The 22,335-nt window shown below is 65.4% G+C and carries 26 protein-coding genes and 1 pseudogene; 19 read left to right on the top strand and 8 right to left on the bottom strand.

Annotated elements, in window-relative coordinates; translation table 11 throughout:
• Nucleotides 1-77 precede the first annotated feature (77 nt).
• Nucleotides 78-308, bottom strand: a complete 231-nt coding sequence (locus LQF09_RS18925) for a hypothetical protein (protein WP_270069916.1) — start codon at nucleotides 306-308, stop codon at nucleotides 78-80.
• On the opposite strand from LQF09_RS18925, the gene LQF09_RS18930 reads away from it, so the two are divergent.
• Nucleotides 255-368, top strand: a complete 114-nt coding sequence (locus LQF09_RS18930; RefSeq protein WP_270068725.1) for a hypothetical protein — start codon at nucleotides 255-257, stop codon at nucleotides 366-368. The two genes, LQF09_RS18925 and LQF09_RS18930, sit on opposite strands and share 54 nt — an antisense overlap.
• 29 nt (nucleotides 369-397) lie before the next feature.
• On the opposite strand, the gene LQF09_RS18935 is transcribed toward LQF09_RS18930, so the two are convergent.
• The 5 genes from LQF09_RS18935 to LQF09_RS19710 all read right to left on the bottom strand — a co-directional run bounded on the left by LQF09_RS18935 (nucleotide 398) and on the right by LQF09_RS19710 (nucleotide 5,444).
• The gene (locus LQF09_RS18935) at nucleotides 398-1,285 is read right to left on the bottom strand and encodes a mechanosensitive ion channel family protein (RefSeq protein ID WP_270068726.1); all 888 of its coding nucleotides are present in this window, start codon (nucleotides 1,283-1,285) and stop codon (nucleotides 398-400) included.
• A gap of 3 nt (nucleotides 1,286-1,288) precedes the next feature.
• Entirely contained in the window at nucleotides 1,289-1,774 is a 486-nt protein-coding gene (locus LQF09_RS18940; RefSeq protein ID WP_270068727.1) for a phosphate-starvation-inducible PsiE family protein, read from the bottom strand.
• Between the two features lie 43 nt (nucleotides 1,775-1,817).
• The gene (locus LQF09_RS18945) at nucleotides 1,818-4,556 is read right to left on the bottom strand and encodes a cation-transporting P-type ATPase (protein ID WP_270068728.1); all 2,739 of its coding nucleotides are present in this window, start codon (nucleotides 4,554-4,556) and stop codon (nucleotides 1,818-1,820) included.
• 213 nt (nucleotides 4,557-4,769) lie between these two features.
• Nucleotides 4,770-5,144, bottom strand: a complete 375-nt coding sequence (locus LQF09_RS18950; RefSeq protein ID WP_270068729.1) for a hypothetical protein — start codon at nucleotides 5,142-5,144, stop codon at nucleotides 4,770-4,772.
• A 78-nt stretch (nucleotides 5,145-5,222) separates the two neighbouring features.
• The gene (locus tag LQF09_RS19710; protein ID WP_443081768.1) at nucleotides 5,223-5,444 is read right to left on the bottom strand and encodes a hypothetical protein; all 222 of its coding nucleotides are present in this window, start codon (nucleotides 5,442-5,444) and stop codon (nucleotides 5,223-5,225) included.
• Between LQF09_RS19710 and LQF09_RS18955 the strand changes: the two are divergent.
• A pseudogene (locus LQF09_RS18955) lies at nucleotides 5,355-6,056 on the top strand (conjugal transfer nickase/helicase domain-containing protein); the annotation flags it as partial. The gene LQF09_RS19710 and the pseudogene LQF09_RS18955 overlap by 90 nt on opposite strands.
• A gap of 213 nt (nucleotides 6,057-6,269) precedes the next feature.
• On the opposite strand, the gene LQF09_RS18960 reads toward LQF09_RS18955, so the two are convergent.
• Nucleotides 6,270-7,361, bottom strand: coding sequence for an IS5 family transposase (locus LQF09_RS18960; protein WP_270068730.1), 1,092 nt, complete (start codon nucleotides 7,359-7,361; stop codon nucleotides 6,270-6,272).
• Nucleotides 7,362-7,634: 273 nt separating this feature from the next.
• Between LQF09_RS18960 and LQF09_RS18965 the strand changes: the two genes are divergently transcribed.
• Complete coding sequence (locus LQF09_RS18965) at nucleotides 7,635-8,765, top strand: ISAs1 family transposase (protein WP_270068686.1); 1,131 nt, start codon at nucleotides 7,635-7,637, stop codon at nucleotides 8,763-8,765.
• A 210-nt stretch (nucleotides 8,766-8,975) separates the two neighbouring features.
• Here the strand turns inward: LQF09_RS18965 and nhaR are convergent, their stop codons facing one another.
• Nucleotides 8,976-9,938 (bottom strand): transcriptional activator NhaR, encoded by a 963-nt coding sequence (nhaR, locus tag LQF09_RS18970; RefSeq protein ID WP_270068731.1) that lies wholly within the window; start codon nucleotides 9,936-9,938, stop codon nucleotides 8,976-8,978.
• A gap of 101 nt (nucleotides 9,939-10,039) precedes the next feature.
• Here nhaR and LQF09_RS18975 point away from each other — a divergent pair, with 101 nt between their 5' ends.
• From LQF09_RS18975 to LQF09_RS19050, 16 genes are all read left to right on the top strand, one after another.
• Nucleotides 10,040-10,378 (top strand): HPF/RaiA family ribosome-associated protein, encoded by a 339-nt coding sequence (locus LQF09_RS18975; protein ID WP_270068732.1) that lies wholly within the window; start codon nucleotides 10,040-10,042, stop codon nucleotides 10,376-10,378.
• 1 nt (nucleotide 10,379) lies between these two features.
• On the top strand, nucleotides 10,380-10,964 hold the full coding sequence (locus LQF09_RS18980; RefSeq protein WP_270068733.1) for a hypothetical protein: 585 nt from the start codon (nucleotides 10,380-10,382) through the stop codon (nucleotides 10,962-10,964).
• Between the two features lie 23 nt (nucleotides 10,965-10,987).
• Complete coding sequence (locus tag LQF09_RS18985) at nucleotides 10,988-11,944, top strand: YcjF family protein (RefSeq protein WP_270068734.1); 957 nt, start codon at nucleotides 10,988-10,990, stop codon at nucleotides 11,942-11,944.
• 10 nt (nucleotides 11,945-11,954) lie between these two features.
• Complete coding sequence (locus tag LQF09_RS18990; protein WP_270068735.1) at nucleotides 11,955-12,287, top strand: hypothetical protein; 333 nt, start codon at nucleotides 11,955-11,957, stop codon at nucleotides 12,285-12,287.
• Between the two features lie 124 nt (nucleotides 12,288-12,411).
• On the top strand, nucleotides 12,412-13,377 hold the full coding sequence (locus tag LQF09_RS18995; RefSeq protein WP_270068736.1) for a universal stress protein: 966 nt from the start codon (nucleotides 12,412-12,414) through the stop codon (nucleotides 13,375-13,377).
• Nucleotides 13,378-13,504: 127 nt separating this feature from the next.
• Nucleotides 13,505-15,142: a putative bifunctional diguanylate cyclase/phosphodiesterase gene (locus tag LQF09_RS19000; protein WP_270068737.1), complete on the top strand. Its 1,638-nt coding sequence runs from the start codon at nucleotides 13,505-13,507 to the stop codon at nucleotides 15,140-15,142.
• Nucleotides 15,143-15,267: 125 nt separating this feature from the next.
• The gene (gene floA / locus LQF09_RS19005) at nucleotides 15,268-16,257 is read left to right on the top strand and encodes a flotillin-like protein FloA (protein ID WP_270068738.1); all 990 of its coding nucleotides are present in this window, start codon (nucleotides 15,268-15,270) and stop codon (nucleotides 16,255-16,257) included.
• Between the two features lie 10 nt (nucleotides 16,258-16,267).
• The gene (locus LQF09_RS19010; RefSeq protein ID WP_270068739.1) at nucleotides 16,268-16,621 is read left to right on the top strand and encodes a hypothetical protein; all 354 of its coding nucleotides are present in this window, start codon (nucleotides 16,268-16,270) and stop codon (nucleotides 16,619-16,621) included.
• Nucleotides 16,622-16,673: 52 nt separating this feature from the next.
• Entirely contained in the window at nucleotides 16,674-17,549 is an 876-nt protein-coding gene (gene htpX, locus LQF09_RS19015) for a protease HtpX (protein WP_270068740.1), read from the top strand.
• Nucleotides 17,550-17,587: 38 nt separating this feature from the next.
• The gene (locus LQF09_RS19020) at nucleotides 17,588-18,211 is read left to right on the top strand and encodes a CBS domain-containing protein (protein WP_270068741.1); all 624 of its coding nucleotides are present in this window, start codon (nucleotides 17,588-17,590) and stop codon (nucleotides 18,209-18,211) included.
• Nucleotides 18,212-18,252: 41 nt separating this feature from the next.
• On the top strand, nucleotides 18,253-19,056 hold the full coding sequence (locus LQF09_RS19025; RefSeq protein WP_270068742.1) for an ion transporter: 804 nt from the start codon (nucleotides 18,253-18,255) through the stop codon (nucleotides 19,054-19,056).
• Complete coding sequence (locus tag LQF09_RS19030; RefSeq protein ID WP_270068743.1) at nucleotides 19,053-19,901, top strand: DUF6671 family protein; 849 nt, start codon at nucleotides 19,053-19,055, stop codon at nucleotides 19,899-19,901. The genes LQF09_RS19025 and LQF09_RS19030 overlap by 4 nt, the downstream gene beginning before the upstream one ends.
• A gap of 19 nt (nucleotides 19,902-19,920) precedes the next feature.
• Nucleotides 19,921-20,868 (top strand): sodium-dependent bicarbonate transport family permease, encoded by a 948-nt coding sequence (locus tag LQF09_RS19035; RefSeq protein WP_270068744.1) that lies wholly within the window; start codon nucleotides 19,921-19,923, stop codon nucleotides 20,866-20,868.
• Nucleotides 20,865-21,173, top strand: coding sequence for a P-II family nitrogen regulator (locus LQF09_RS19040; RefSeq protein ID WP_270068745.1), 309 nt, complete (start codon nucleotides 20,865-20,867; stop codon nucleotides 21,171-21,173). Before LQF09_RS19035 ends, LQF09_RS19040 begins: the two co-directional genes overlap by 4 nt.
• Nucleotides 21,174-21,190: 17 nt before the next feature.
• Complete coding sequence (gene bioD / locus LQF09_RS19045) at nucleotides 21,191-21,868, top strand: dethiobiotin synthase (RefSeq protein WP_270068746.1); 678 nt, start codon at nucleotides 21,191-21,193, stop codon at nucleotides 21,866-21,868.
• A 208-nt stretch (nucleotides 21,869-22,076) separates the two neighbouring features.
• Nucleotides 22,077-22,286: an AMP-binding enzyme gene (locus LQF09_RS19050; RefSeq protein WP_270068747.1), complete on the top strand. Its 210-nt coding sequence runs from the start codon at nucleotides 22,077-22,079 to the stop codon at nucleotides 22,284-22,286.
• The last annotated feature ends 49 nt before the right edge of the window (nucleotides 22,287-22,335 follow it).

Below are 22,335 nucleotides of genomic sequence, written 5' to 3' on the forward strand. Positions count from 1 at the left end.
AGGATGATGACTTCATCAGAGGCAGTGCTGCGCGCAGCACTGGTCGTGGCGAAGCGTACCGGAGTCAAGGTGCATGACTACGCTGCGCCATTCGAGGCCAAGTTGCGGAACAAGCGCTTCCTTGAAGCCGAAATCGAGCGTTTGCCGACAGGGAGTCGCTTGTCGCCCAGCGCAACCTCGACGCCCTGCTTTCTGACCCGGAACTGCTCGGTATCGACGAGCGCGAAATCGCACACGGCAAACCCAATACTGTGGTGCCTGATGCGGCGCGCGCACTCGACGCCGACCTGATCGTCGCGGGCCGGCACGGCGGAGGGCGCATCAGCGAGTCCTTTGCCGTGAGCGTTCCGCACCTTCTTGCCTATTAGCCCCCTGCGACAAGCTGGCGGTCTGATTCTCAGACGTCAAGCCCGGCGCAGCCCCCCCCCCCGAGCAGCCGTTGATCGGAACCTTGTGCATTGACTGCGTGCCAGATCGCCCTGAACACCGCCTGCTCGACCTTCAGTCGCAGTGCATTGGGGCAGACCAATCGGATGATGAGCGCGAGGTGCTCGGCATCGTCGAAATCCCAGAGCACCTTGATCCGGCCTGACGAGTAGGAGATAAAGTCTTCGTTCGCGAGCTTACGGAAGTGGGCTGCTGCCTGCTCCTGCCATTCACAGGTCGCAAGTTCTGCAGCCGTTCTCGCCGCATCTTCGATGCTGTCAAGGTCGCGCACCATCGCAACCGGAACGGGAACCCTCATCAGGTACAGCACGTATTCGCCGGTCGGGGACACGTTCTTGACCGGTGTTGTCAGGAGCAGGCCGTTGGGAAATTCGACAACCTTCCCGGTGACCTGGCCTGCGTGGCCATGCTCGGCCAGGGTGGTCGCGAACATGTCGATGTCGATGACTCGGCCGCTGAACAGGCTGGACTCAATCAGGTCTCCGACCTTGAAAGGCCGGACCAGCGTCAGATAAAGGTAGCCGAGTACACACATCAGCAATTCCTTGCTGACGATCAACATGGCACCCGCGACCGCAGCCAGCGACAGCGCAAAGCCCGCGATCGTCGACGCCCAGACCGAAATGATCACGAACAGTACGACGAACCAGATTGTGTTGCGGACCCAGACCAGATGAACCCGACGCTTCTCGTTGGAGATGACATCCCCGCGCGCCAGATAGCGGGCCCAGAGATGCGTGAGCGCTGCGCCGACTAAAATCATAAGGACGGTCGCGATCGCCCTCTCCCATTGACCCGGGATGGCAATGAAGAGACGCTCGAGGCTATCGATCGGCACGCGTCATCCCTCTCCGCAGGCTTCTTTGTGCTTTCTTGGCCTCATCACAATCAGGTAGTAGCCGACTGCGAGGGCGAACGTGATCGCTGCCGTACCGTAAAGATAGTCGGGTGCGACATCGTCGAAGTCGAGAATGATCACCTTGCGTGCGATCGCCATCAGCGCAGTTCCAAGCACGATCTCCACCGCAAGGTGGTGGCTTTTGTCATTCTCGGTGTACAGAATGATATTGTGATAGATCTCTATCGCTATCAGAACCGCCATGAAGGCTCCGAAGGTCGCCAGGATGTCCTTGATCTCGAGCAGCATGAATGGCGGCGCCATCAGCCTCAGATACAAGACATAAAGAACGTCGGCGACCCCCCAGATGATCACCAGCACCATGATCATCGCCAGCACGCGGGCAACCCGCTCGATGATCCAGTCCAGCACGGGGATCGTGCCCCTCTTGTTCTCTCGCTTGTCATCCTTCTCGTTGCTTGTATTCATCTGCGTCTGCGCGAAATAAGCTGATTCCAAGGGGGCCGAGCTGTTACCCAGCCAGCCCGCGCGAGCCCCGGGGCTCAGCGCGTTGCTTGGTGTTTGCGCCACGTCTTCTCCAAGCCTTTTCGCCTTCGATCATCAGATAGATGGCGAGGCCGACCGCGACGATCTGCCCCCAGTCCATCCAGCCGATCGGCGCAGTGTGGAAAAGCGTGTTCATCAGCGGGAGATAGGTGAACAGCAACTGCACTGCCGTCATCGCCCCGATGCCACCCCAGATCCAAGGATTACTGAACAGCCCCAGACGGAACATGGAGTAACGCAGCGAACGGCAGTTGAGCAGATAGAATGATTGCCCGACCGCGAAGACGTTCACTGCGATCGTCCTCGCCTCCTGCTCGCTGCGGCCGTTATGCAACGCCCATTCGAACAGGCCGAAGCTACCCACGAGAAGCAGCAGACCGACCAGCAGGATGCGTTTGATCAATTCGCCATTGAGGATTGGTGCAGCGGACAACCTGGGCGGGCGACTCATTATGTCCCGCTCCCGCGGCTCGAAAGCCAGGGTGAGGCCAAGTAGCACGGCCGTGGTCATGTTGATCCACAGCGCCTGAACCGGCAGAACCGGCAGCGGCTGCGCCGCCATCACCGCAGCGATGATCACCAGGCCCTGACCGGCATTGGTCGGCAAGATCCAGGTGATGAACTTGATCAGGTTGTCGAAGACGCCGCGGCCTTCTTCTACAGCAGCTTCGATGGTGGCGAAGTTGTCATCGGTGAGCACCATGTCCGCAGCCTCCTTCGAGACCTCCGTGCCGGTGATGCCCATCGCGACGCCAATGTCGGCCCTTCGCAGCGCCGGCGCGTCGTTTACGCCATCGCCTGTCATCGCCACCACCTCCCCGCGTGCCTGGAGGGCCTCGACCAAGCGCAGCTTCTGTTCGGGCGTCACCCGTGCAAACACGGCGGTGTGCGCGGCAGCGTCGATCAATTCGGTATCGGTGAGTTCTTCGAGCTCGCGCCCGATGAGCACCTCCGCATGTCCCGAGGTTCCCGCCAAGCCGATCTGGCCGGCGATGGCAGCCGCGGTCGCGGCGTGATCGCCGGTGATCATCTTGACCTTGATCCCCGCTTCCTGGCAGGCCCGCACGGCGCGGATCGCCTCCTCGCGCGGCGGATCGATCATGCCCTGCAGACCCAGAAAGGTGAGGCCGCCGCGGACATCCTGGTGATCGATGTCGGTAGTCCCGCGCGCGACGGCCATCCGGGCGAACGCCAGCACTCGTAGCCCCTGACCGGCCATGGCATTGACCTGGCGAAGGACCTCGTCAGCGTCGAGCGCGCGGACTACTCCGTCCTCGCCGAGCATGGCCGTGCAGCGCTCGAGGATCCTTTCAACCGACCCCTTGAGGTAGGCGGCCGGACTGTCTCCGCCATGCAGGGTGACCATGTATTGATGCTGGGACTCGAACGGAATCGTCTCCAGCCTGGCGGCACGAGCGCTTTCGGCCCGAGCATCGAGACCGGCCTTGCCAGCCGCGACCAGCAGCGCCCCCTCGGTCGGGTCACCCTCGATTCGCCACGCATCACCGTCACGCTTGAGCACCGCGTCATTACACAGGAGGCCGGCACGCAGCAACTCGCGCACAACCCCGTGCTCTGCGGCGGAGTGACGCTCACCATCACTTCGCAACTCGCCCTCCGGCGCGTAGCCGATGCCGCTGAGCTCGAACGTCTTGCCGTCGGCCCAGAGTCGCTGGACCGTCATCTCATTGCGAGTGAGCGTTCCTGTCTTGTCCGAGCACACCACGGTAGTGCTGCCGAGCGTCTCGACTGCAGGTAGCCGGCGGATGATCGCATTGCGTTCTGCCATGCGCGCGACACCAATGGCAAGAGTGATCGTCAGCACGGCGGGCAGCCCTTCCGGGATCATCGCAACCGACAGGGCAACGGCGGCCATGAACAGGTCAACCCAATGCTGCCCATGCCACAGACCCACGGCAAAGGTGAGGGCAGCCAGCCCCAGGATCGCGTAGAGCAACAGCCTGCTGAAGTCGGCGATCTTGCGCGTCAGCGGTGTGGCGATTACATCGGCGCTGGCGATGAGCTCCGAAATGCGGCCGATCTCGGTGCTGTCCCCCGTTTCGACAACGACGCCGACGCCTGTGCCATACGTGACCAAGGTGGAAGAGTATGCCATGTTCGTCCGGTCGGCGAGCGGCGTCTCGAGTTCCAGAACGCCAGGGCACTTGTCCACCGGTACTGATTCGCCAGTCAGGGCCGACTCGTCGATCTGCAGGCTGCGGCTGCGCAACAGGAGAAGATCTGCGGGCACCTTATCGCCGGAGGCGAGAAGGACGATGTCCCCTGGTACGAGTCCGGCTGCGTCGATGCGCTGCCTTTCTCCGGACCGCAAGACGGTGGTCTCCATCTTCAAGGCGCGCGACAACGCCTCGAGCGCACTGAGCGCCTTGCCCTCCTGGACGAATCCGATGATCGAATTGAGCAGCACCACGCCGAAGATCACCGCTGCATCGACCCAGGCTCCCAAGGAGAGCTTGATTATCACCGCGACAAGCAGAATGTAGACCAGCGCCTGATTGAACTGCAGCAGAAACCTCAACAAGGGTCCATCGCCAACTCGCTTGGCCAGCGAGTTTGGTCCGTGTTGATGTCGTCGCTCTTCTACTGCAATCCGATCCAGGCCCGTCTGCCCATTCGTGGCAAGCAGCCTGAGTACCTCTTCGTCGGGCAGTTGGTGCCAGTGCTTCTGCTTCAAGTCGCTCACTTGTCATCCTGCTGTCAAATTGCGGCTACAGCCATATCGATGATCGGCATCTTACCGTGTCACTCGACGGACTGGTCAAACTCACGCACTGGCCTGCGCTCGACTCGCCGTCAGCCAGTTGGCCGTCGAGGCGATTCTGCGCCGCCTGTTCCGCTCGATGGCGGAGGCGAGACAGCCGCAGGGCTGCGCCGCAAGTGCAGGCGCAGTGAGCGCTCAGCGCACGGTGAAACGCACGGTAATGGCCTTCTGTTCGGCGGTGTTGATAGCGGCCACCACCTTTGCGCCCTTGGCGAGTTTGACGCCCTTGGCTTCCAGCTTGTCGCCGCTCACGACCAGCGGAGCTTCCAAGTTCTCGGTGCCGTTGAGCACGGTCAGCTTGCCGCTCATGCCGGCCGGGACCATGGGCTTGCCGTGATCCTCGACATACACCATCGCAGCCCCCTCGCCAGCAACGAGTTCGAACGACAGGTCGCTTGCGGTCTGCACGATTCCGCCGTGCTTGGGGGCGGCACCGCCATGCGCGAGTGCCGGAGCGGATGCAAGGGCGGAGCAGGCCAGGATGGCAGCTGCGAGGAACTTGGTGATCATGGGTGATATCTCCTTGGAAACGCGGTGCGCTTCGAACAGGCGGCACCGCAAGTGCCTGATTCTGTGACGAGCGCGCGCTCAGAAAGCCTCGCGTGGGTCGGTCAGTACGAGCATGCCGGCACGCTCGGCGAACTGGTCGTGCAGGCCGACGAGGCATCGGTCGCCCAGGAACTCGGCGGCATCCCGGCGAGCAACACGGCGGTGTTCAACGTGCTGCAGGATCACGGCATCGTGCAACCGACGCCGGATGGCAAGGCGATCTGGAAGGCCACCATCACCAGCGATGTCGGATGGTCCCATACCTTCACGCTCCTGCGCCTCGCGCCATCCGTGATCTGGGAAAGCGACATGCGTCCCCCGCCGTTCGCCGGTACCGTGACGGTGGTGCAGGACGAGGAGGACCCAGCTACTCCGGTGCCTCTGCCAGCCGTGGCGGATTCGGACACATCCGAGCCCTTCCCGGCACCACCAGGCGGCGGTGGCGTCAAAGCGGTCCTGGATCTGCTCGGCACTCCCGATATTGCTTCGGCTGACCTCTCGTCAACCACCGAAGCGCTTCCTCCAACCCTGGAGGAGCTGTCTGTCGAGTCCCGTGAGTCAAGGGCACTGGTCGACTCGATGGCGCCAGCGCCTCCGTCGACTCCGAGATTAGCGGAGACGCCATCAGATGAGCATTTCATCGCCTGGCTGTGTCAGCGTATCGAAGAGCGCAAGCCCATCATCAATGACGCCAAGGCACTGGTGCATACGATCGCCGATACCGTCTATCTGGTCAGTCCCGGCGCGTTCCAGCGCTACGCCCAGGAGCACCCCAAGACCGCCTTCCTTGCCAAGCAGGACCAGGTGGCCGATTGGCAATGGGTGCAGAAACGCTTCGAAAAGCTGCAACTGCACCGCAAGCAGCACAACGGCCTGAACATCTGGACGTGCGCAGTTTCGGGGCCTCGGAAGTCGCGGAGACTCCACGGCTACCAGGCTGATGCAAGAGCCGGCGGTACCGCGCCAGCACTGAGGTTCAGGTCGAATTTCATCGTGACATCGTTTTCCGGAATCGCCTTCGCACCGCGTTCGAATTGTCTTCGTGGCCGCAACGGCGACCACGAAGGTCCGTTTGCGCGCCTGTGCTCATGCCTTCACCTCCGAAACGCTCAATTTCGCGATTCGGAGCAGGTTGTATGCAGCACCGGAAATGAAGGCCGCCATCTGGGTCTTCGCCTGGCCGATGAAACGGGTCTTTCGCAATCCGCCGACCGTTTTCAACCAACCGAAGATCTCCTCGACGCGCTTTCGCTTTCGCTGGCTGAGCTGGTAGCCCTCGGTTCGGGTGGTTCGACCATCCAGGCCGGGCGTCTTCCGATCCTTGATGCGCGCGATGTGCGGTCGCACCGCGTGCTCGCGCAGGTGCCCGACAAATTCCTTCACGTGATAGCCCTTGTCGGCGCTGAGCGTCTTGGGGTGAATGTGCCGTCGACGTGCGCGAGTGAGCAGCTGCCGCGCGGCACGGTGCTCGGCCTGGGTCGATTCGGTGATGAGGATGTCGACGCACAGCCCATTGCGGTTCTCCATGAGCACATGCCCGCCATAGCTGAGCTTGGCCGGCTGGCCGTTGCCCTTGCGCATGAGTCGAGACTCGGGATCGGTCGTACTTTGATGCGTGGCGTTCGAGCGCCTCTCGCCCTTGAAGTCGACCATCCCGGTGCCGTCATCACCGTCCTTGGGCGGGGTGCCATCCTTGGGCTTGAAGCTCTTGAACGAAGCCCAGGCGTCGATCAGCGTGCCGTCGACCGTGAAGTGGTCCGAGGACAGCAGCTTCTGCTTGCGGGCCAGATTGACGACCTCATCGAAGAAGCGTCGGGCCACGTCGGTGGCAACCAGGCGTTCGCGCAGGCGGCTGAAGTTCGACTGGTCCAGCGTCGGGCTCTCGAGATCCATGTCGAGGAACCAGCGGAACAGGATGTTGTAGTCGAGTTGTTCGCAGAACTGCCGGTCCGAGCGAACCGAATACAGCGCAATCAGCAATTGCGCCTTGAGCAGTCGCTCTGGCGGAATCGATGGGCGACCGACCGAGGAGTACAGCGCGTCCAACTCCCCAGAAATCGCGCCCAGGGCACGGTCGGCCAAACGCTTCACCCGTCGCAGCGGATGATCCGCCGGCACACGCGACTCCGGCGAGAAGTAGTGGAACATCGAGGACTGGGGGTCGAGTTGGCCGCGCATCGTTACTGTGCAAGGGATCTGGAGATACGTCTATGACAGGCAGCTTTTCGGATCGTTCACAGCCTTTTGCATCACGCTGCTACCTGTTGCAAGACCCGCGAGTCCTGTTCAGCGATACACCGCCGACCAACCCTTACCTGTCGCTATCCCCCTCAGGGCAATCGCACCGACTTCGCATAGCCCCAATCAATAACTCTTTAACTTTCATGACCTTGCGAGACCTCTGTTCACATTGTCATAAAGTGTGTAGTTTCCTACCTTTTTGGGCATCCCATGAAGGCAGGAAACATCATGCCGCTGACGCAGGTGTTCGTCTCGATTTCCGACCCGCGCAGCGCGCGGCATGCGCGCCACGACCTGGCCGAGTTGCTGACGGTGGCGGTGTGCGCGGTGCTCTCGGGTGTCGACGACTTCGTCGACATCGAGTTGTGGGCCGAGGCCAAGATCGACTGGTTGCGAGGCTTCATGAAGCTTGAGCATGGCATCCCGTCTCACGACACGATCGGACGCGTGTTCGGCCTGATCGCGCCCGACGAGTTCGAGTCCGCGTTCCGGCGCTGGGTGGGCATGGTGGTGCCGGCGCTGGCCGGGGATACGGTCGTGGCGATCGACGGCAAGACGAGCCGGCGCTCGGGCGGCAAGGGCAGGACCGACGCCAGCCCGTTGCACCTGGTGAGCGCGTTTGCGGCGGGCATGGGCGTCGTGCTGGGCCAGACGGCGACCGCCGAGAAGTCGAACGAGATCACCGCGATTCCCGAACTGCTTGCCAAGTTGGCGATCGAGGGCTGCGTGGTGACGATCGACGCGATGGGCACCCAGACGAAGATCGCCCGCACGATCCGCGAGCGCGGCGCGCATTACGTGCTGTGCGTGAAGGAGAACCATCCGAACCTGCACGACTCGATCTTGTTCGCCGACATCGATCCGCGAGGGCCGCTGACGCCGAGTTCGACCCACGAGACCATGATCAAGGACCACGGCCGCATCGAAATCCGCCGATGCCGCGCCTACGCCGCGATCGACCGCCTCTACAAGTCCGAGGACTGGCTGGATATGGCCAGTTTCGCGGTGGTCGAGCGCATTCGCACCGTGGGCGATCACACCAGCACCGAGCGCGTCTTCTACATCAGCAGCCTGCCCGCCGACGCCGAGCGCATCGCTCGGGCCGTGCGCAGTCACTGGGAGGTGGAGAATCGGCTTCACTGGTGTCTGGATGTGCAGTTTAACGAGGATCAATCACGGGTGCGCAGCGGCTACGCCGCCAACAATTTCGCCATCGTTCGTCACATCGCGATGAACCTGCTGCGGCTCAACACGACGCGCAAGGCGAGCATCAAGTCCAAGCGCATGCTGGCGGCGACGATTGACGAATTTCGCGCCGAGCTGCTTGGGGTTATGACATGAAGGTGCGATTGCCCTGCTATCCCCCTCTGCAGCTCCTGTGCAGGAATTTCCGTGCATGGACAAGCCGCCAACAGCAAGAGCTTGACCGATTGGGGGTCGAGGATCAGTCTTTCATTCGCGATCACCGCCCCATTTCCACGATGGATTTGGTCTGCGAGCAGATGCTGGCACAACGGCGGCTTGGGGAATGGGTACGGCAGCGTTTCCATCCTACATTGGCTTGCTCCGCGCATCGCTCGTCAACCCCGCGTCGCGAGGGGTTTGGTGAGTAGCGCGTTGCGTCGCGAACAGCGCCGTCCGCGCGGACTCGACCACCGTGACGATGGCCGGGTGGCTGATGCGCCGCTCGGCGGTGATGAGCCAGAACCCTTCGCGTATCTCGTCAACCGTGGCGACGCACTGCACGCCGTAGCGTGCACAGATTTCGTCGGCCAGCACCGCCGGCGCGGGGAAATATCCGACACCGGCTTGCCCGAAGGCCTTCATCAGCGCCCCGTCGTCGAACTCGCCCATCAGACGCGGCGTCAGGCGCCGATCGTTCAGCCAGCGGTCGATATGGCCACGCACCGCCGCGCCCGCGCCCGGCAAGAGCAAGGGCGCGCCGTCGAGACAGTCGGGAAACGCCGGTGCATCCTGGCACAGCGCCGGCGTCGCAAAAAAAGCCAGCGCGCTCTCGCCCAGCTTGTGGCTGTGCCCACGCACGGCCAGGCCCTGAGGCATCGGCCGGTCGGCGACCAGCAGGTCCAGCCGATGCAAGGCCAACTCGGCCAGCAGCATGTCGATGCTCCCCTCGCGGCACACCAGTCGGACGGGCTCAGGCAGGTCGCCCACCGGCGCCAGCAGGCGGTAGGCGAACGACTTGGGCACCACGTCGGTGATGCCGATGCGCAGCACCGGTATGGGCTGCCCCTGGCGCGCGGCGACGGCCTGCGCCATTTCCTCGCCTAGTTGCAGGATCTCGTCGGTATATGACAGGGCAACGCGCCCGGCTTCGGTCAATTCCAGGCCACGGCCGGCCGGCCGGAACAGCGCCGCGCCGAGATCCTCCTCCAGTTGCCGAACCTGTCCGCTGATGGTCTGGGGCGTGAGGTCGAGCCGCTCCGCCGCACGCGTGACGCCTCCCGTGCGGGCAACCGTCCAGAAATAGCGGAGATGCTTGAGATTGACGCCCATTGCTCAAATTTTTCCGAAATGTATGCGATGAATTTTCGGCTTTATTAGAGCACTGCACCTCGCTATCGTTCAACTGTCTTCACCCGTCCAGGAGCAGGGAAATGCACATCGACATCCGGGCCCAGGGGTTCGATCTGACCGACGGCCTGCGCGACCACGCCGAGCGGCGGCTGAACTTCGCCCTGGACTGGGCGCGCCACAACATCGGCAAGGTCGTCCTGCGCCTCACCGACATCAACGGGCCGCGCGGCGGCCAGGACAAGCGCTGCCAGTTGCGCATTCCCTTGCCCCGCATGCGCGCTGTGGTGATCGAGGAAACCGCCGCCGACCTCTATCTCGCCATCGACCGGTCCATCGACCGCGCCGCGCGCGCCCTCGAACGCCGCTTGTCCAGGCAGCGCGAGTTCGGTCCGGTGCCGCCCCACCCCACGGAGGATTGATATGCGTCCGCTCGCCAACCGATTGCTGCAGGACTTCGTCGGCCGCGTTTTCGCGATCGGCCGCCGCACCTGGATCCTCATCGCCGTCGTCCTGGCCGCGCTGGCGGCGCTTGCGATCTGGGCCGCCATTGGTGTGGCCGGCTGGCTGTTCGGCATGGCCCGCGAAGGCGTCGCGGCCGCTCCCGAAGCGGCGCGCGCCGTCACTGCGCAGGTGGAGCAGGCTGTCCCCGGTGCGCGGGAAAGACTCGGCGAACTCGTACCGGCACTCAAGCCCGAGCCGCCGCCGCGCGACGTGTCGGGCACGGATGTCGGCCCGGTGGCGCGCTACCCCGGCCTCGCGCGCTCGCACTGGCACCGCGAAGGCAGCGAGATCACGGTGCGCTACGAGGGCCGCGCCGACTACGCAGCCGTGCTCGACCATTACGTGCAGGGCTTCGCCGCCCAGGGCTACGCCCAGAGGGTAACGTCCGCCACGCCCGAGGGCGAGGAGCATGAATTCCACAAGGGCGAGGACCGGGTGCGCTTCAAGATCGCGCAACTGCCGCAGGGCAAGGTCAAGGCGACGATCATCGCCGTCCTGCCATGACTGATTTTCGAGAAAATTCGCCTATGGCCCGCGAAGAACACAGAGCCATGCTCGCCATCGTCATCCATGCGGCCTTCGCCGACGGCGCGAAGGACGAGCGCGAGCGCGACGCGGTGCGCCGCGTCGCCGAAAACCTGGCGGGCGAGAGCGGCGCTTCGGACCTGGCCTGCCTGTACCAGGATGTCCTGCTCGAGCGCCTGCCCCTGGCGTCGGCCGTTGCGATGCTGACCGATCACGACCAGCGCCAGTTCGCCTACGAGACAGCCCTTTGCGTGTGCGAGGCCGACGGCCGGCTGATGGAGGCCGAGCGACGCTTCCTCGACGAACTTAAACATCTGCTCGCGCTGCCGGCCATCGAGACCGAACTGATCGAGGGCGAGGTGGACCTGCTGGTCGATCAGACCGAGTTCGTCCCGCCGCAACCCGCGGCGTCCACGGCAGCGACTACAGCCCCCGCTCCGGCGGCAGCCACGACCGATCTGGACCAGTCCATCCTCAATAACGCGCTGCTCGCCGGCGCGCTGGAACTGCTGCCGCAGTCCTGGGCCTCGATGGCGATCATCCCGCTGCAGATCAAGATGGTCTACGGCATCGGCAAAGCCCATGGGGTGACGCTCGACCAGGGTCACATCAAGGAATTCATCGCCGCCGCCGGCATCGGCCTCACCTCGCAATACCTTGAGCAGTTCGGCCGCAAGCTCTTGGGCGGGCTGCTCGGCAAGGCGGCGGGCAAGACTTTCGGCAAGGTTGGCGCCAGCGCGACAGGCATGGCCTTCTCCTTCGCCACCACCTATGCGCTGGGCCAGGTCGCCCGGCGCTACTACGCCGGCGGACGCACGATGAGCACCGCCCTGCTGCGCGAGACTTTCCAGGGCCTGCTCGGCCCCGCCAAGCAGTTGCAAACGCAATACCTGCCGCAGATTCGGCAGAAAGCCGCGACGCTCGACGCCGGCCAGGTCATGGCGCTGATGCGCGCCTGAGGACATCCGCATGCAAGAAACTGCCGCCGTCAGCTTCGCCACCGGCCCGATGTGGGCCGGCTTCATTGTGCGCCCAGCATGGGCGCACTCCTGCGGGTGCAAGTCCCGCCGTGAGTTGATCACAGCGAACGAAGTGAAGCGCAACTGCGTGAGGGCGACCGAGCGTGGGAAGGAAGCGTGGAGCATAAGCTGCGAGCCGATGAACAAGAACCGGATAGAAGGCGCTGCCGAGCAGGGCGAGCGGGCAGTGAACCGCGAAGCTCTCGTGATCAAGGCGAAGTGGCGTAAGTTCGGCGGTTGTGCAGCGAAGGAGTGCGTTCTTACCTGGGGAGATCTCGCCTAGTGCCTGAAAGGGCGACGGTGTTGAGCTGGAGCGAGAAGTCAGCAGAGGCCGTAGTAGTTGGGGCTGGGCCGGCGAGACCGAAACCCCCCGATGAAGGGCCGAACGAGTAGGAGGGCCGAAGGCCGTGTCGCTCGGACGTGCAGTGCATCAGAAGCCTGGGAAACTGGGGCGCAACGCGGGAGGGCGAGGTGAAGCCGAGCCCAAGGCGGTGCGTGATGAAGCACGGACGGCGCGTCATGCAACTGGAAGCCCGGGGCGAGAGGACCTGCTTGCGCAGGCGCTCGCGAGCGCGAACATGGAGGCGGCGTGGAAACGCGTCAAATCCAATCGCGGCAGTGCTGGGGTGGATGGGTTGTCGATTGCCGGGACGGCGGACTACCTGAGAACGCACTGGCCTCGGATTCGGGAGTCCTTGCTGGATGGCAGCTACCGGCCCCTGCCGGTGCGCCGCGTCCAGATCCCGAAGCCCGACGGCGGGGTGCGCGAACTGGGGATTCCGACGGTGACGGATCGGCTGATCCAGCAAGCCCTGCTGCAAGTCTTGCAGCGCAGAATTGATCCGACGTTCTCCGACCATAGTTATGGCTTCCGACCGGGACGCCGTGCGCAAGGCGCACCGCGTGCATGTCAGGGAGGCGGCCGCCTGGTCGGCCTCGTCTTCGACAGCACGCCGCCGCTCGCCGCGCCCCGCGTCAATCCCTGGTTGGTCGCGGTGGACAACTCGGACAACGCCCTGCGCGCCGTCGCTCAGGCGGCGCGGGACACCGCTGAAACGACCGCCTGCGCCCTGCATCTCGTCCATGTGCAGCCCTGGCTGTCGAAGGAGGCCGCCGAGGCGGAACTCGCGCACCGGGGACTGGGCGCCACGGCGCGAGCGCGCGCCCTGCTCGACGCCACCGGCTCGCCCTGGCGCCTGCACATCGCGATGGGCGATCCTGCCGAGCGCATCCCCGCGCTGGCGGCGCAATTGCAGGCCAGTGGCATCGTCATCGGCAGCCGCGGCCTCAACATGGTCGAAAGCCTGCTGTTGGGCTCGGTGGCCTACAAGGTCATGGACCAGTCTGCACTTCCCGTGATGGTGGTGCCGTGAGGCGCGCCGCCCCGTCAGCGCCGCCTATTCCCCTTTCGCGCCTTTCCCTCGCCTGTAGACCGACATGAAGACACCTGCCGCCAACGCAAGCCGTTACGAACACATATTCCGTTTCGCCAACGACATCATGCTGTTCGCCGACACCGAGGGCCGCATCCTCGAATGCAACGAGCGGGCGGTCGAGGCTTACGGCGTGCCGCACGACCGGCTCGTCGGGCGGGCGCTGGCCGATCTGCGGACGCCAGAGGCGCGCCGCCACCTCCAGGAAGATCTGGACCACCTGCGCACGGCCGGCGCCCTGACCTTCGAGACCGAGCACCGGCGGGCCGACGGCCGGCATTTTCCGGTCGAGGCCAGCGTGCGCCTGATCGAGGATGCCGGTCACGCCTACCTGCTCAAGATCATCCGCGACATCAGCGAGCGCAAGGTCCACGAGGCGCGCATCCACGAACTCGCCTATTTCGACCCGGTCACGCGCCTGCCCAACCGCGACCTCTTCCTCGACCGCCTGACGCAAGCCGCTGCCATGGCGCAGCGCGACGGGGCGCCGCTGACGGTGATGCTGATGGGCCTGGCCGATTTCAGGCGCCTCGCCGGCCCCCTCGGCGAGGCGAGTAGCCAGGCCCTACTGGTGGAGGCCGCCGCCCGCCTGCGACGGTGCGTCCGCGCGGAGGATTCCGTCGCCCGGCTCGAAGGCGACGAATTCGCCCTCCTGCTGCATGCCGATGCACGGGGCGCCGAACGGGTCGCAATGCAACTGCTGTTGCGCTTCGCCGACCCCTTCACGGCGGGCGGCCAGCGGCTGGCGCTCGAGTGCGATCTGGGCATCGCCTGCCACCCCGACGACGGCCGCTCGCCCGAGGATCTCCTGCGCGCAGCCCGCGTCGCCCTCGCGCCGGCCCTCACCGAGAAGGGCAGCGCCTACCAATTTCATACGCCGCAACTCGGGCTTGCCGCGCGGCGGCGCATCGAAATCGAAACCTGCTTGCGCGACGCCCTGGCCCGCGGCGAGTTGTGCCTGCACTATCAGCCGCAGATCGAAATCACCAGCGGGCGCGTGGCCGGGGTCGAAGCGCTGATGCGCTGGCGCCACGCCGACTGGGGCTGGGTGCCGCCGGGCGAATTCATCCCGGTCGGCGAGGATTGCGGGCTGATCGACGCGCTGGGCGACTGGGCGCTGGAAACCGCGCTGACCCAGCTTGCCGACTGGCGCGCGCAGGGACTGGAACTGCGCATGGCGGTGAACCTCTCGGCGGCGCAACTGCGGGCGCCGGATCTTCCCGACGACATCCGGCACCGGCTCGCCCGCCACGCCGTGCCGCCCGAAGCCCTCGAGATCGAGATCACCGAAAGCGTGACGATGCGCGACATCAACCAGGCGCGCACGCGCCTGCGCGCCATGACCGATACCGGGGTGCACCTCGCCATCGACGACTTTGGCACCGGTTATTCGTCGCTCGCAAGCATGAAGCATGTCCGCGTCGACCTGCTGAAGATCGACATGTCCTTCGTCGCCGGTCTGCCGGAGGACGCCGAAAATGCGGCCATCACCGCCGCCATCATCGCCATGGCCGAGGCCCTGGGCGCCCGCACGCTGGCCGAGGGCGTGGAGACCGCCGGCCAACTCGCCTGGCTGCGCGCGCACGGCTGCCACCTGGCGCAGGGTTGGCATTTCGCGCGTGCCATGCCGGCGGACGACATCGCCGCCTTCTGCCGCGAGCGCCTTTCCACTCTTCATTCACACAACGAATGGAGACCGCAATGAGCCTCGACCAACCCGCCGTGTTCGCACTGACCGGCTTCATGGGCCTGAACAGCAATGAGTAGTCGCGGCTTCCGCGGCAATCGTCGTGCGGCGAATACCGCACATCGGCAACAAAGGAATATGAAATGAATGACATCCTGATTGGCATGACGGGCATGACGGGCGGTCTGGGCCTGCTCATAGCAGTGGTGGCGGGGCTCGCCTTCATCCTGTATCTCGTGCCCGTTCCGCTCTGGATTTCCGCCTGGGCTTCGGGGGCCTACGTCGGACTGTTCACCCTGATCGCCATGCGCCTGCGCCGCGTGCCGCCGGCCACGGTGGTCACGGCGCGGATCAGCGCGGTGAAGGCCGGCCTGGATATTTCCAGCAACGATCTCGAAGCCCACTTTCTGGCGGGCGGCAATGTCGTCAGGGTGGTCAACGCCATGATTTCGGCGGACAAGGCCAACATCCCCCTGCCCTTCAAGCGCGCGGCAGCCATCGATCTGGCCGGACGCAATGTTCTCGAGGCGGTGCAGATGTCGGTGCTGCCAAAGGTGATCCAGACGCCGAAGATCGCAGCGGTGGCCAAGGACGGCATCCAGCTCATCGCCGTCTGCCTGGTCACGGTGCGCACCAACATCGACCGGCTGGTGGGCGGCGCCGGCGAGGAGACGATCATCGCGCGCGTCGGCGAAGGCATGGTCAGCACCATCGGTTCCTCGGCGAGCCACAAGAGCGTCCTGGAGAGTCCGGATCACATCTCGAAGCACGTCCTCTCCAAGGGCCTCGACGCCGGCACGGCCTACGAGATCCTGTCGATCGACGTCGCCGACGTGACCGTGGGCGAGAACATCGGCGCCAAGCTGCAGATCGACCAGGCCAATGCCGACAAGCAGATCGCCCAGGCCAAGGCCGAGGAGCGCCGCGCCATGGCCGTCGCCCTGGAGCAGGAGATGCGTGCGCGCGTCGTGGAAGCCGAGGCCGAAGTGCCGCGCGCCATGGCCGAGGCCTTCCGTCAGGGCAACCTCGGCATCATGGACTATTACCGCATGAAGAACCTGCAGACCGACACGAGCATGCGCGAAGAAATCGCCGGCGCCGAAAACGCGCCGCTTGCCACCGAGCCCAACTAGGACCAATCCCATGAAAGATGTCCCGGCGGAACTGCTCTATGTGCTGATCTTTCTGGCCATCGTGCTGTTCCAATACCTGATGAAGCGATTCGGACCGCAAGCGCCGCCGGAGCCCGCCTGGGACGAGCGTCTTGAGCAGATTCCCGAGGCGCCGGAGGACGCCCCGGCCGCGTCCGCGGTTTCCGCCCCGGTCGCCGGTGGATTCGGACGCAGCGCTGCGCCCGAGGCTTCGCGCGCGCCGCCGCGACGGCGCTTTTCCCGAGCGTCGCTGCTCGGCGGCCGTCGCGAGGTGCAGAACGCGGTCGTCGTCGCGACGATCCTCGGACCCTGCCGCGCTTTCGAGCCCCACGATATCCGCCAATGAAACTGTTCTCGCCGCTCGGCCTGCCGGCTTTCCGCTGAATCGGGGTTCTCTCATGCAACGCATCATCCTCTTCCTCGCCACCAACCTCGCCATCGTGCTGGTGCTGTCGGTCACCATGCGCCTCTTGGGCGTCGAGCCTTACCTGAATGCCAACGGCCTAAACCTGACGTCGCTGCTGATCTTTGCCGCGGTCATGGGCTTCGGCGGCTCCTTCATTTCTCTCGCCATCTCCAAGTGGTCGGCGAAGAGGGCGATGGGTGTGCAGGTGATCGAGACGCCCTCGAACTCGACCGAATTCTGGTTGATGGAAACGGTGCGCGAATACTCGGCCAAAGCGGGCATCAAAATGCCCGAGGTCGGCATTTTCGAAACGCCGGAGGTCAACGCCTTCGCCACCGGCATGAGCAAGAACAGTTCGCTGGTCGCCGTCTCGACCGGCCTGTTGCAGCAGATGTCGAAAAGCGAGGCGGAGGCCGTCATCGGTCACGAAATCGCTCATGCCGCCAACGGCGACATGGTCACGCTGGCGCTGATCCAGGGCGTGGTGAACACCTTCGTCATGTTCCTCTCGCGCGTCATCGGCCACCTGGTGGATCGCGTCGTGTTCAAGACCGAGCGCGGCCAGGGGCCGGCCTTCTTCGTCACCATGATCGCCGCGGAACTGGTGCTGGGCATCCTTGCCTCGATCATCGTCATGTGGTTCTCGCGCCAGCGGGAGTTCCGCGCCGACCAGGGCGGCGCCAGCCTGGCCGGCCGCCCGAACATGATCGCGGCGCTGGAGCGCCTCGCCAGCCTGCACCCGCAGCCGCTGCCCGACAAGATGGCGGCTTTCGGCATCGCCGGCGGCGTCGGCGGGGGTCTGAAGCGCCTGTTCATGACCCATCCGCCGCTGGAGGAGCGCATCGAAGCACTGCGGCGCTCGGCATAGAAGCGGCGCGGCAGGCAACCGACCAAGGGAGTAACGTCATGTTTTCGGTCTATGGCATCACCGGACGGATTTTCAGCGGCACGCTGGAAGCGATGGATCGCGTGCGCCCGCTGGCGCGCGCGCGTTCCGCGCGCGCAATCGCCCAGGACGGAGAGGAACTCGGCGTCGAAGCGGTCGCCGCACACCCGTCGCAGGAAGCGGTACGCGCCTATCGCGCCATGCTGCCGGAGGAACTGGAACGCGGCCCCCTCATCCACGCGGTTCAGGCAATGACCCGTCCCGCCATCGCGGTCCGGGACCACGCCACGGCCGCCGAGGCCTGGCGCATCCTGCGCGACCGGCACATCCGCCAGGCGCCCGTGCTCGACGCCGCGGACAATCTGGTCGGCATCGTCAGCGAGCGCGATCTGCTGACGGCCATCGATCTCGACGACGGCGAAGTCATCGAGCACCTGCGCCGCCGCGTGCGCGACGTGATGACGACCCCCGTCGCCGCCGCCGCGCCGGTCACCGACATCCGGCGGGTCGCGGCGGCGATGCTGGCGGGTGGGGTCGACGGCGTGCCCGTGGTCGGCGAGGACGGCCGGCTGCTGGGTTTCGTCTCGCGCAGCGACGTGCTGCGCGCCGTGATCAACGATCCGCCGCTGAGCCTGTGGCGATGAACGCGGAAGCAACCATGACCGTGATGGACAGGCGCCAGCGCGTGCGCCGCTGGATCGAACAACCGCGCGTCCAGAACGCCATCATCGGGCTGATCCTCATCAACGCCGCACTGCTCGGCCTGGAAACCGCGCCGGCCGCCATGGCGGCCGCGGGCGGCCTGATTCTCGCGCTCGACCGGGCCATCCTCGCCGTCTTCGTCACCGAGATCGCCCTGCGCCTCTACGCCCATCGCGCCGCCTTCTGGCGCGACCCGTGGAGCGTGTTCGATTTCGCCGTCGTCGCGATTGCCCTCGTTCCCGCCACCGGGCCGCTGGCGGTGCTGCGCGCCCTGCGGGTGTTGCGCGTGCTGCGCCTGCTGACCATGGTGCCGTCGATGCGCCGCGTGGTGGGAGCGCTGCTGGCGGCCATCCCCGGCCTTGGCTCGATCGCCATGGTGCTGCTGATCATCTACTACGTGTTCGCGGTGATCGCCACCACGCTCTTCGCCGCCGCCTATCCGGAGTGGTTCGGCGACATCGGCCGCTCGCTCTACACGCTGTTCCAGATCATGACATTGGAGAGCTGGTCGATGGGCATCTCCCGACCGGTGATGGAGCACTTCCCCTATGCCTGGGTCTTCTTCATCCCCTTCATCCTGGTAGCCACCTTCACCATGCTCAACCTGTTCATCGCCATCATCGTGAACGCCATGCAGACCGTGAGCGAGACGGAGCACCGGCAGACCGAGCAGGCGCTGGCCGCGGCCAGGGATCACATCGAGACGGACCTGCACGCGGAAATGCGGCAACTGCGCAAGGAAATCCAGGCCTTGCAGGCCGCGCTGGCGGAAAGGACAACCCGATGACGCGGCAGCCCTATGCCGGCCGGTGCGTCGCCTTCCTGACCCAGCACGGCAAGGAGCGCGTCGTCGCCCCCGTACTGGAAGCGGCGGCCGGCTGCCGCGTCGAGCGCGTCGCCGGCTACGACACCGACCAGCTCGGCACCTTCACCCGCGACATCCCGCGCTTTGGCACGCAGCTCGATGCGGCGCGCAGGAAGGCCCGGATCGGCATGAGTCTCGCGAAATCCCCGCTCGGCCTGGCCAGCGAAGGCAGCTTCGGCCCCGATCCCTTCGCGGGCATGTTTTCCTGGAACGTCGAGGTGCTGATCTTCATCGACGACGAACTCGGCATCGAGGTGTGCGGCGTGTTCCAGGGGCCGGGCGGCGGCGGGCACCTGCTGGCGGCAGACTGGACCGCCGTCGAGGCCTTCGCCCGCAAGGCCGGCTTTCCCGCCCAGCAGCTCGTGCTGCGGCCCGACGGCGAGAACGATCCGCGCATCCGCAAGGGCATCGCCTCGTGGCCGGCGTTGCGCGCCGCCTTCGCCTGGACGCGTCGCCTCTCCGGTTCGGGCAAAGTCTTCGTCGAGTTCGACCTGCGCGCCCATGCCCATCCGGGGCGCATGGAGAACATCCGCAGCGCGGCCGAGGACCTGGCGGTGAAACTGCATTCGTGCTGTCCCGCTTGCGGTGCGCCTGGCTACGCCCTGGTCGAGCGCGTGGCCGGTCTGCCCTGCGCCGACTGCGGCGCGCCGACACGCGAGCCACGTGCCGAGGCCTGGGGCTGCGTCCGCTGCGCGCAGCGGGATACCCGCGAGCGCAGCGATGCCATCGCGGCCGATCCGGGCCACTGCGACTGGTGCAATCCGTGACTACAGGTAATCCATCATCATGAACCCGATCGATCCCGTCATCCTGTTCTTCCTGTTCGGCCTCGCTGCCGGACTGCTGCGCTCCGAGCTCAAGCTGCCCTCTGCGCTTTACGAGTCCCTGTCGATCTTCCTGCTGCTGACCATCGGCCTCAAGGGCGGCCAGGGGCTGGCCACCCAGCCTCTCGCGCCGCTGATTCCGCAGATCGGCGCGGTGATCGTGCTCGGCGTGGCGCAAACGCTGATCGCCTTCGCCGTCCTGCACGGCCCGGGGCGCTTCGGCCGCGCGGATGCCGCCGCCACCGCCGCACATTACGGCTCGGTGAGCGTGGCCACCTTCGCGGTGGTGGTGGCCTGGCTGGGCGCACGAAACATCGCCTTCGAGCCACAGATGGCGATCCTGCTGGTGATCATGGAGATACCGGCCATCCTCGTCGGCATCGTGCTGGCGCGCGGCGTGAGCCGCCAGACCGACTGGCGCGCCCTGGGCCACGAAGCCTTCCTCGGCAAGGGCGTCACGCTGCTGCTGGGCGGCATGGCCATCGGCTGGGCGGCCGGCCCGGACGGACTGGCACCAGTCAAGGGACTGTTCTTCGACTTGTTCAAGGGCGTGCTGGCGCTGTTCCTGCTGGAGATGGGGCTGATCGTCAGCCGCCAGGTCGGGGAGCTGAAGCGGCGCGGTATCGTCCTGATCGCCTTCGGGCTGGGCATGCCGCTCCTGTCGGCCCTGCTGGGGCTCGGCACCGGCATGTTGCTCGGCCTGTCGGTCGGCGGGCTGACGGTGCTGGCGACGCTGGCCGCGTCCGCCTCCTACATCGCCGTGCCCGCCGCGATCCGCATCGCCGTGCCGGAAGCCAATCCCGCCATCTCGCTGGCGGGCTCCTTGGGCGTCACCTTTCCCTTCAACATCCTGGCCGGCATTCCGCTCTACCACTGGCTGGCCGGGCAACTTGCCGGAGCCGCGCCATGACCCTGCTGACCGAAAAACGCACCCTGCTGACGATCGTTACTGAAGCCGTCGTCGAACAAACCCTGCTGCGCGACCTCGACCGACTCGGCGTGCGCGGCTACACGGTGTCGGATGCGCGCGGCAAGGGCAGCCGTGGCGTGCGCGACGCCGCCTGGGACGAGGCGGCGAACATCCGCGTCGAGGTGATCTGCACCCGGTCGCTCGCCGAGACGCTGCTGGGCCACTTGCAGCAACTCTACTACTCGAACTACGCGATGATCGCCTTTCTCGCCGATGTCGATGTCTTGCGGCCCGAAAAATTCTGATCGAAATGGAGAATACGATGCGCGGCGTTTTCATCAGCGGTACCGATACGGGCGTAGGCAAGACACAGATCGGCGTTGTCCTGGCGCGCCTGCTGACCGGGCGAGGATTGTCCGTGCGGGTGCGCAAGCCGGTGGAATCGGGCTGCGTGCCCGAACATGGCCTGCTGCAACCGCGAGACACGCTCGCGCTGCAAGCCGCCGCGGGCTTCATCGAGCCCATCGAGCGCATCTGCCCTTATCGCCTGTCGAAGCCGCTCTCGCCGGAGCGCGCGGCCGAGCTGGAAGGAATGACGCTCGATCTGCGGCAGCTGCATGCCGCCTGCATCGACGGGGTCGGGGAACAGGACTTCCTTCTGGTGGAAGGCGCCGGCGGCTTCTATTCCCCCATCGCGCGCGGCGCCCTCAACGCCGATCTGGCGGCAGGGCTGGGCATGCCGGTTCTGCTGGTCGTTCCGGATCGCCTGGGCGCCATCAGCCACGCCCTGCTCGCGGCCGAAGCCGTGCGCATGCGCGGGCTCGCGTTGGCCGGCGTGATCCTGAACGAGCCGGAGTTCCCGGCGGCCGCCGAAATGGACAACGCGGCGGACATCGAACGCTGGTCGCATGTCCCGGTGGTTCGACTGCCTCACGCGCCGGACGTCGAGCTTGCCGGGCAGACCGCCTTGTCGCCGCTCGTCGATAGGTGGCTGGCATGACCGTTTCAGGCGTACCGACCTTGCTTGATCCTTGCTTGATACAGGGTATTAACGCCTTGCCGACGATGAGCTACAGTCGTTGCCAACGGGATTACGGGCCAGGAAGGAAACGAACCCGCCGCTGCGTGTCCGGACCCGAGCCGACTCATCGCCACCTTGGTCTTTTCAGCATGATGTGTCAATCAACTGGAGGGCATCATGAGAAAGAATGGGCGTGGCCGGCATACCCGCCGAAAAGTGCGGCGAGGCGACCTGCGCCTGGGTAGTGAAATGCGATCCCACGCTCAGCGAGCCGATGGTCATCGACGCATGCCACGCCAGCCTCGCCCACTACAAGAAGCCCCACCGCGTCGTCTTCCGCGACACGCTGCCCAAATCGACTATCGGCAAGATCCTGCGCCGCAAGCTGAAGGACTAGGGCGCCTTAGCGCGATGCGGCCGGGATCCATTTTTCTCGCCGTGCTTGC

The organism is Thauera sp. WB-2 (assembly GCF_027594845.1).
GTDB classification, from domain to species: Bacteria; Pseudomonadota; Gammaproteobacteria; order Burkholderiales; family Rhodocyclaceae; genus Thauera; species Thauera mechernichensis.

What these genes read in the sequence shown, in the direction of transcription:
- nhaR (WP_270068731.1), bottom strand. Translation starts at nt 9,938, where the DNA reads ATGGGCGTCAATCTCAAGCATCTCCGCTATTTCTGGACGGTTGCCCGC.
- LQF09_RS19010 (WP_270068739.1), top strand. Translation starts at nt 16,268, where the DNA reads ATGAAAGATGTCCCGGCGGAACTGCTCTATGTGCTGATCTTTCTGGCC.
- LQF09_RS18950 (WP_270068729.1), bottom strand. Translation starts at nt 5,144, where the DNA reads ATGATCACCAAGTTCCTCGCAGCTGCCATCCTGGCCTGCTCCGCCCTT.
- floA (WP_270068738.1), top strand. Translation starts at nt 15,268, where the DNA reads ATGAATGACATCCTGATTGGCATGACGGGCATGACGGGCGGTCTGGGC.
- LQF09_RS19030 (WP_270068743.1), top strand. Translation starts at nt 19,053, where the DNA reads ATGACGCGGCAGCCCTATGCCGGCCGGTGCGTCGCCTTCCTGACCCAG.
- LQF09_RS19040 (WP_270068745.1), top strand. Translation starts at nt 20,865, where the DNA reads ATGACCCTGCTGACCGAAAAACGCACCCTGCTGACGATCGTTACTGAA.
- LQF09_RS19050 (WP_270068747.1), top strand. Translation starts at nt 22,077, where the DNA reads ATGGGCGTGGCCGGCATACCCGCCGAAAAGTGCGGCGAGGCGACCTGC.
- LQF09_RS18960 (WP_270068730.1), bottom strand. Translation starts at nt 7,361, where the DNA reads ATGCGCGGCCAACTCGACCCCCAGTCCTCGATGTTCCACTACTTCTCG.
- LQF09_RS18990 (WP_270068735.1), top strand. Translation starts at nt 11,955, where the DNA reads ATGCAAGAAACTGCCGCCGTCAGCTTCGCCACCGGCCCGATGTGGGCC.
- bioD (WP_270068746.1), top strand. Translation starts at nt 21,191, where the DNA reads ATGCGCGGCGTTTTCATCAGCGGTACCGATACGGGCGTAGGCAAGACA.
- LQF09_RS18940 (WP_270068727.1), bottom strand. Translation starts at nt 1,774, where the DNA reads ATGAATACAAGCAACGAGAAGGATGACAAGCGAGAGAACAAGAGGGGC.
- LQF09_RS18965 (WP_270068686.1), top strand. Translation starts at nt 7,635, where the DNA reads ATGAAGGCAGGAAACATCATGCCGCTGACGCAGGTGTTCGTCTCGATT.
- LQF09_RS19020 (WP_270068741.1), top strand. Translation starts at nt 17,588, where the DNA reads ATGTTTTCGGTCTATGGCATCACCGGACGGATTTTCAGCGGCACGCTG.
- LQF09_RS19710 (WP_443081768.1), bottom strand. Translation starts at nt 5,444, where the DNA reads ATGGGACCATCCGACATCGCTGGTGATGGTGGCCTTCCAGATCGCCTT.
- LQF09_RS18985 (WP_270068734.1), top strand. Translation starts at nt 10,988, where the DNA reads ATGGCCCGCGAAGAACACAGAGCCATGCTCGCCATCGTCATCCATGCG.
- LQF09_RS19000 (WP_270068737.1), top strand. Translation starts at nt 13,505, where the DNA reads ATGCTGTTCGCCGACACCGAGGGCCGCATCCTCGAATGCAACGAGCGG.
- LQF09_RS19035 (WP_270068744.1), top strand. Translation starts at nt 19,921, where the DNA reads ATGAACCCGATCGATCCCGTCATCCTGTTCTTCCTGTTCGGCCTCGCT.
- LQF09_RS18980 (WP_270068733.1), top strand. Translation starts at nt 10,380, where the DNA reads ATGCGTCCGCTCGCCAACCGATTGCTGCAGGACTTCGTCGGCCGCGTT.
- LQF09_RS18975 (WP_270068732.1), top strand. Translation starts at nt 10,040, where the DNA reads ATGCACATCGACATCCGGGCCCAGGGGTTCGATCTGACCGACGGCCTG.
- htpX (WP_270068740.1), top strand. Translation starts at nt 16,674, where the DNA reads ATGCAACGCATCATCCTCTTCCTCGCCACCAACCTCGCCATCGTGCTG.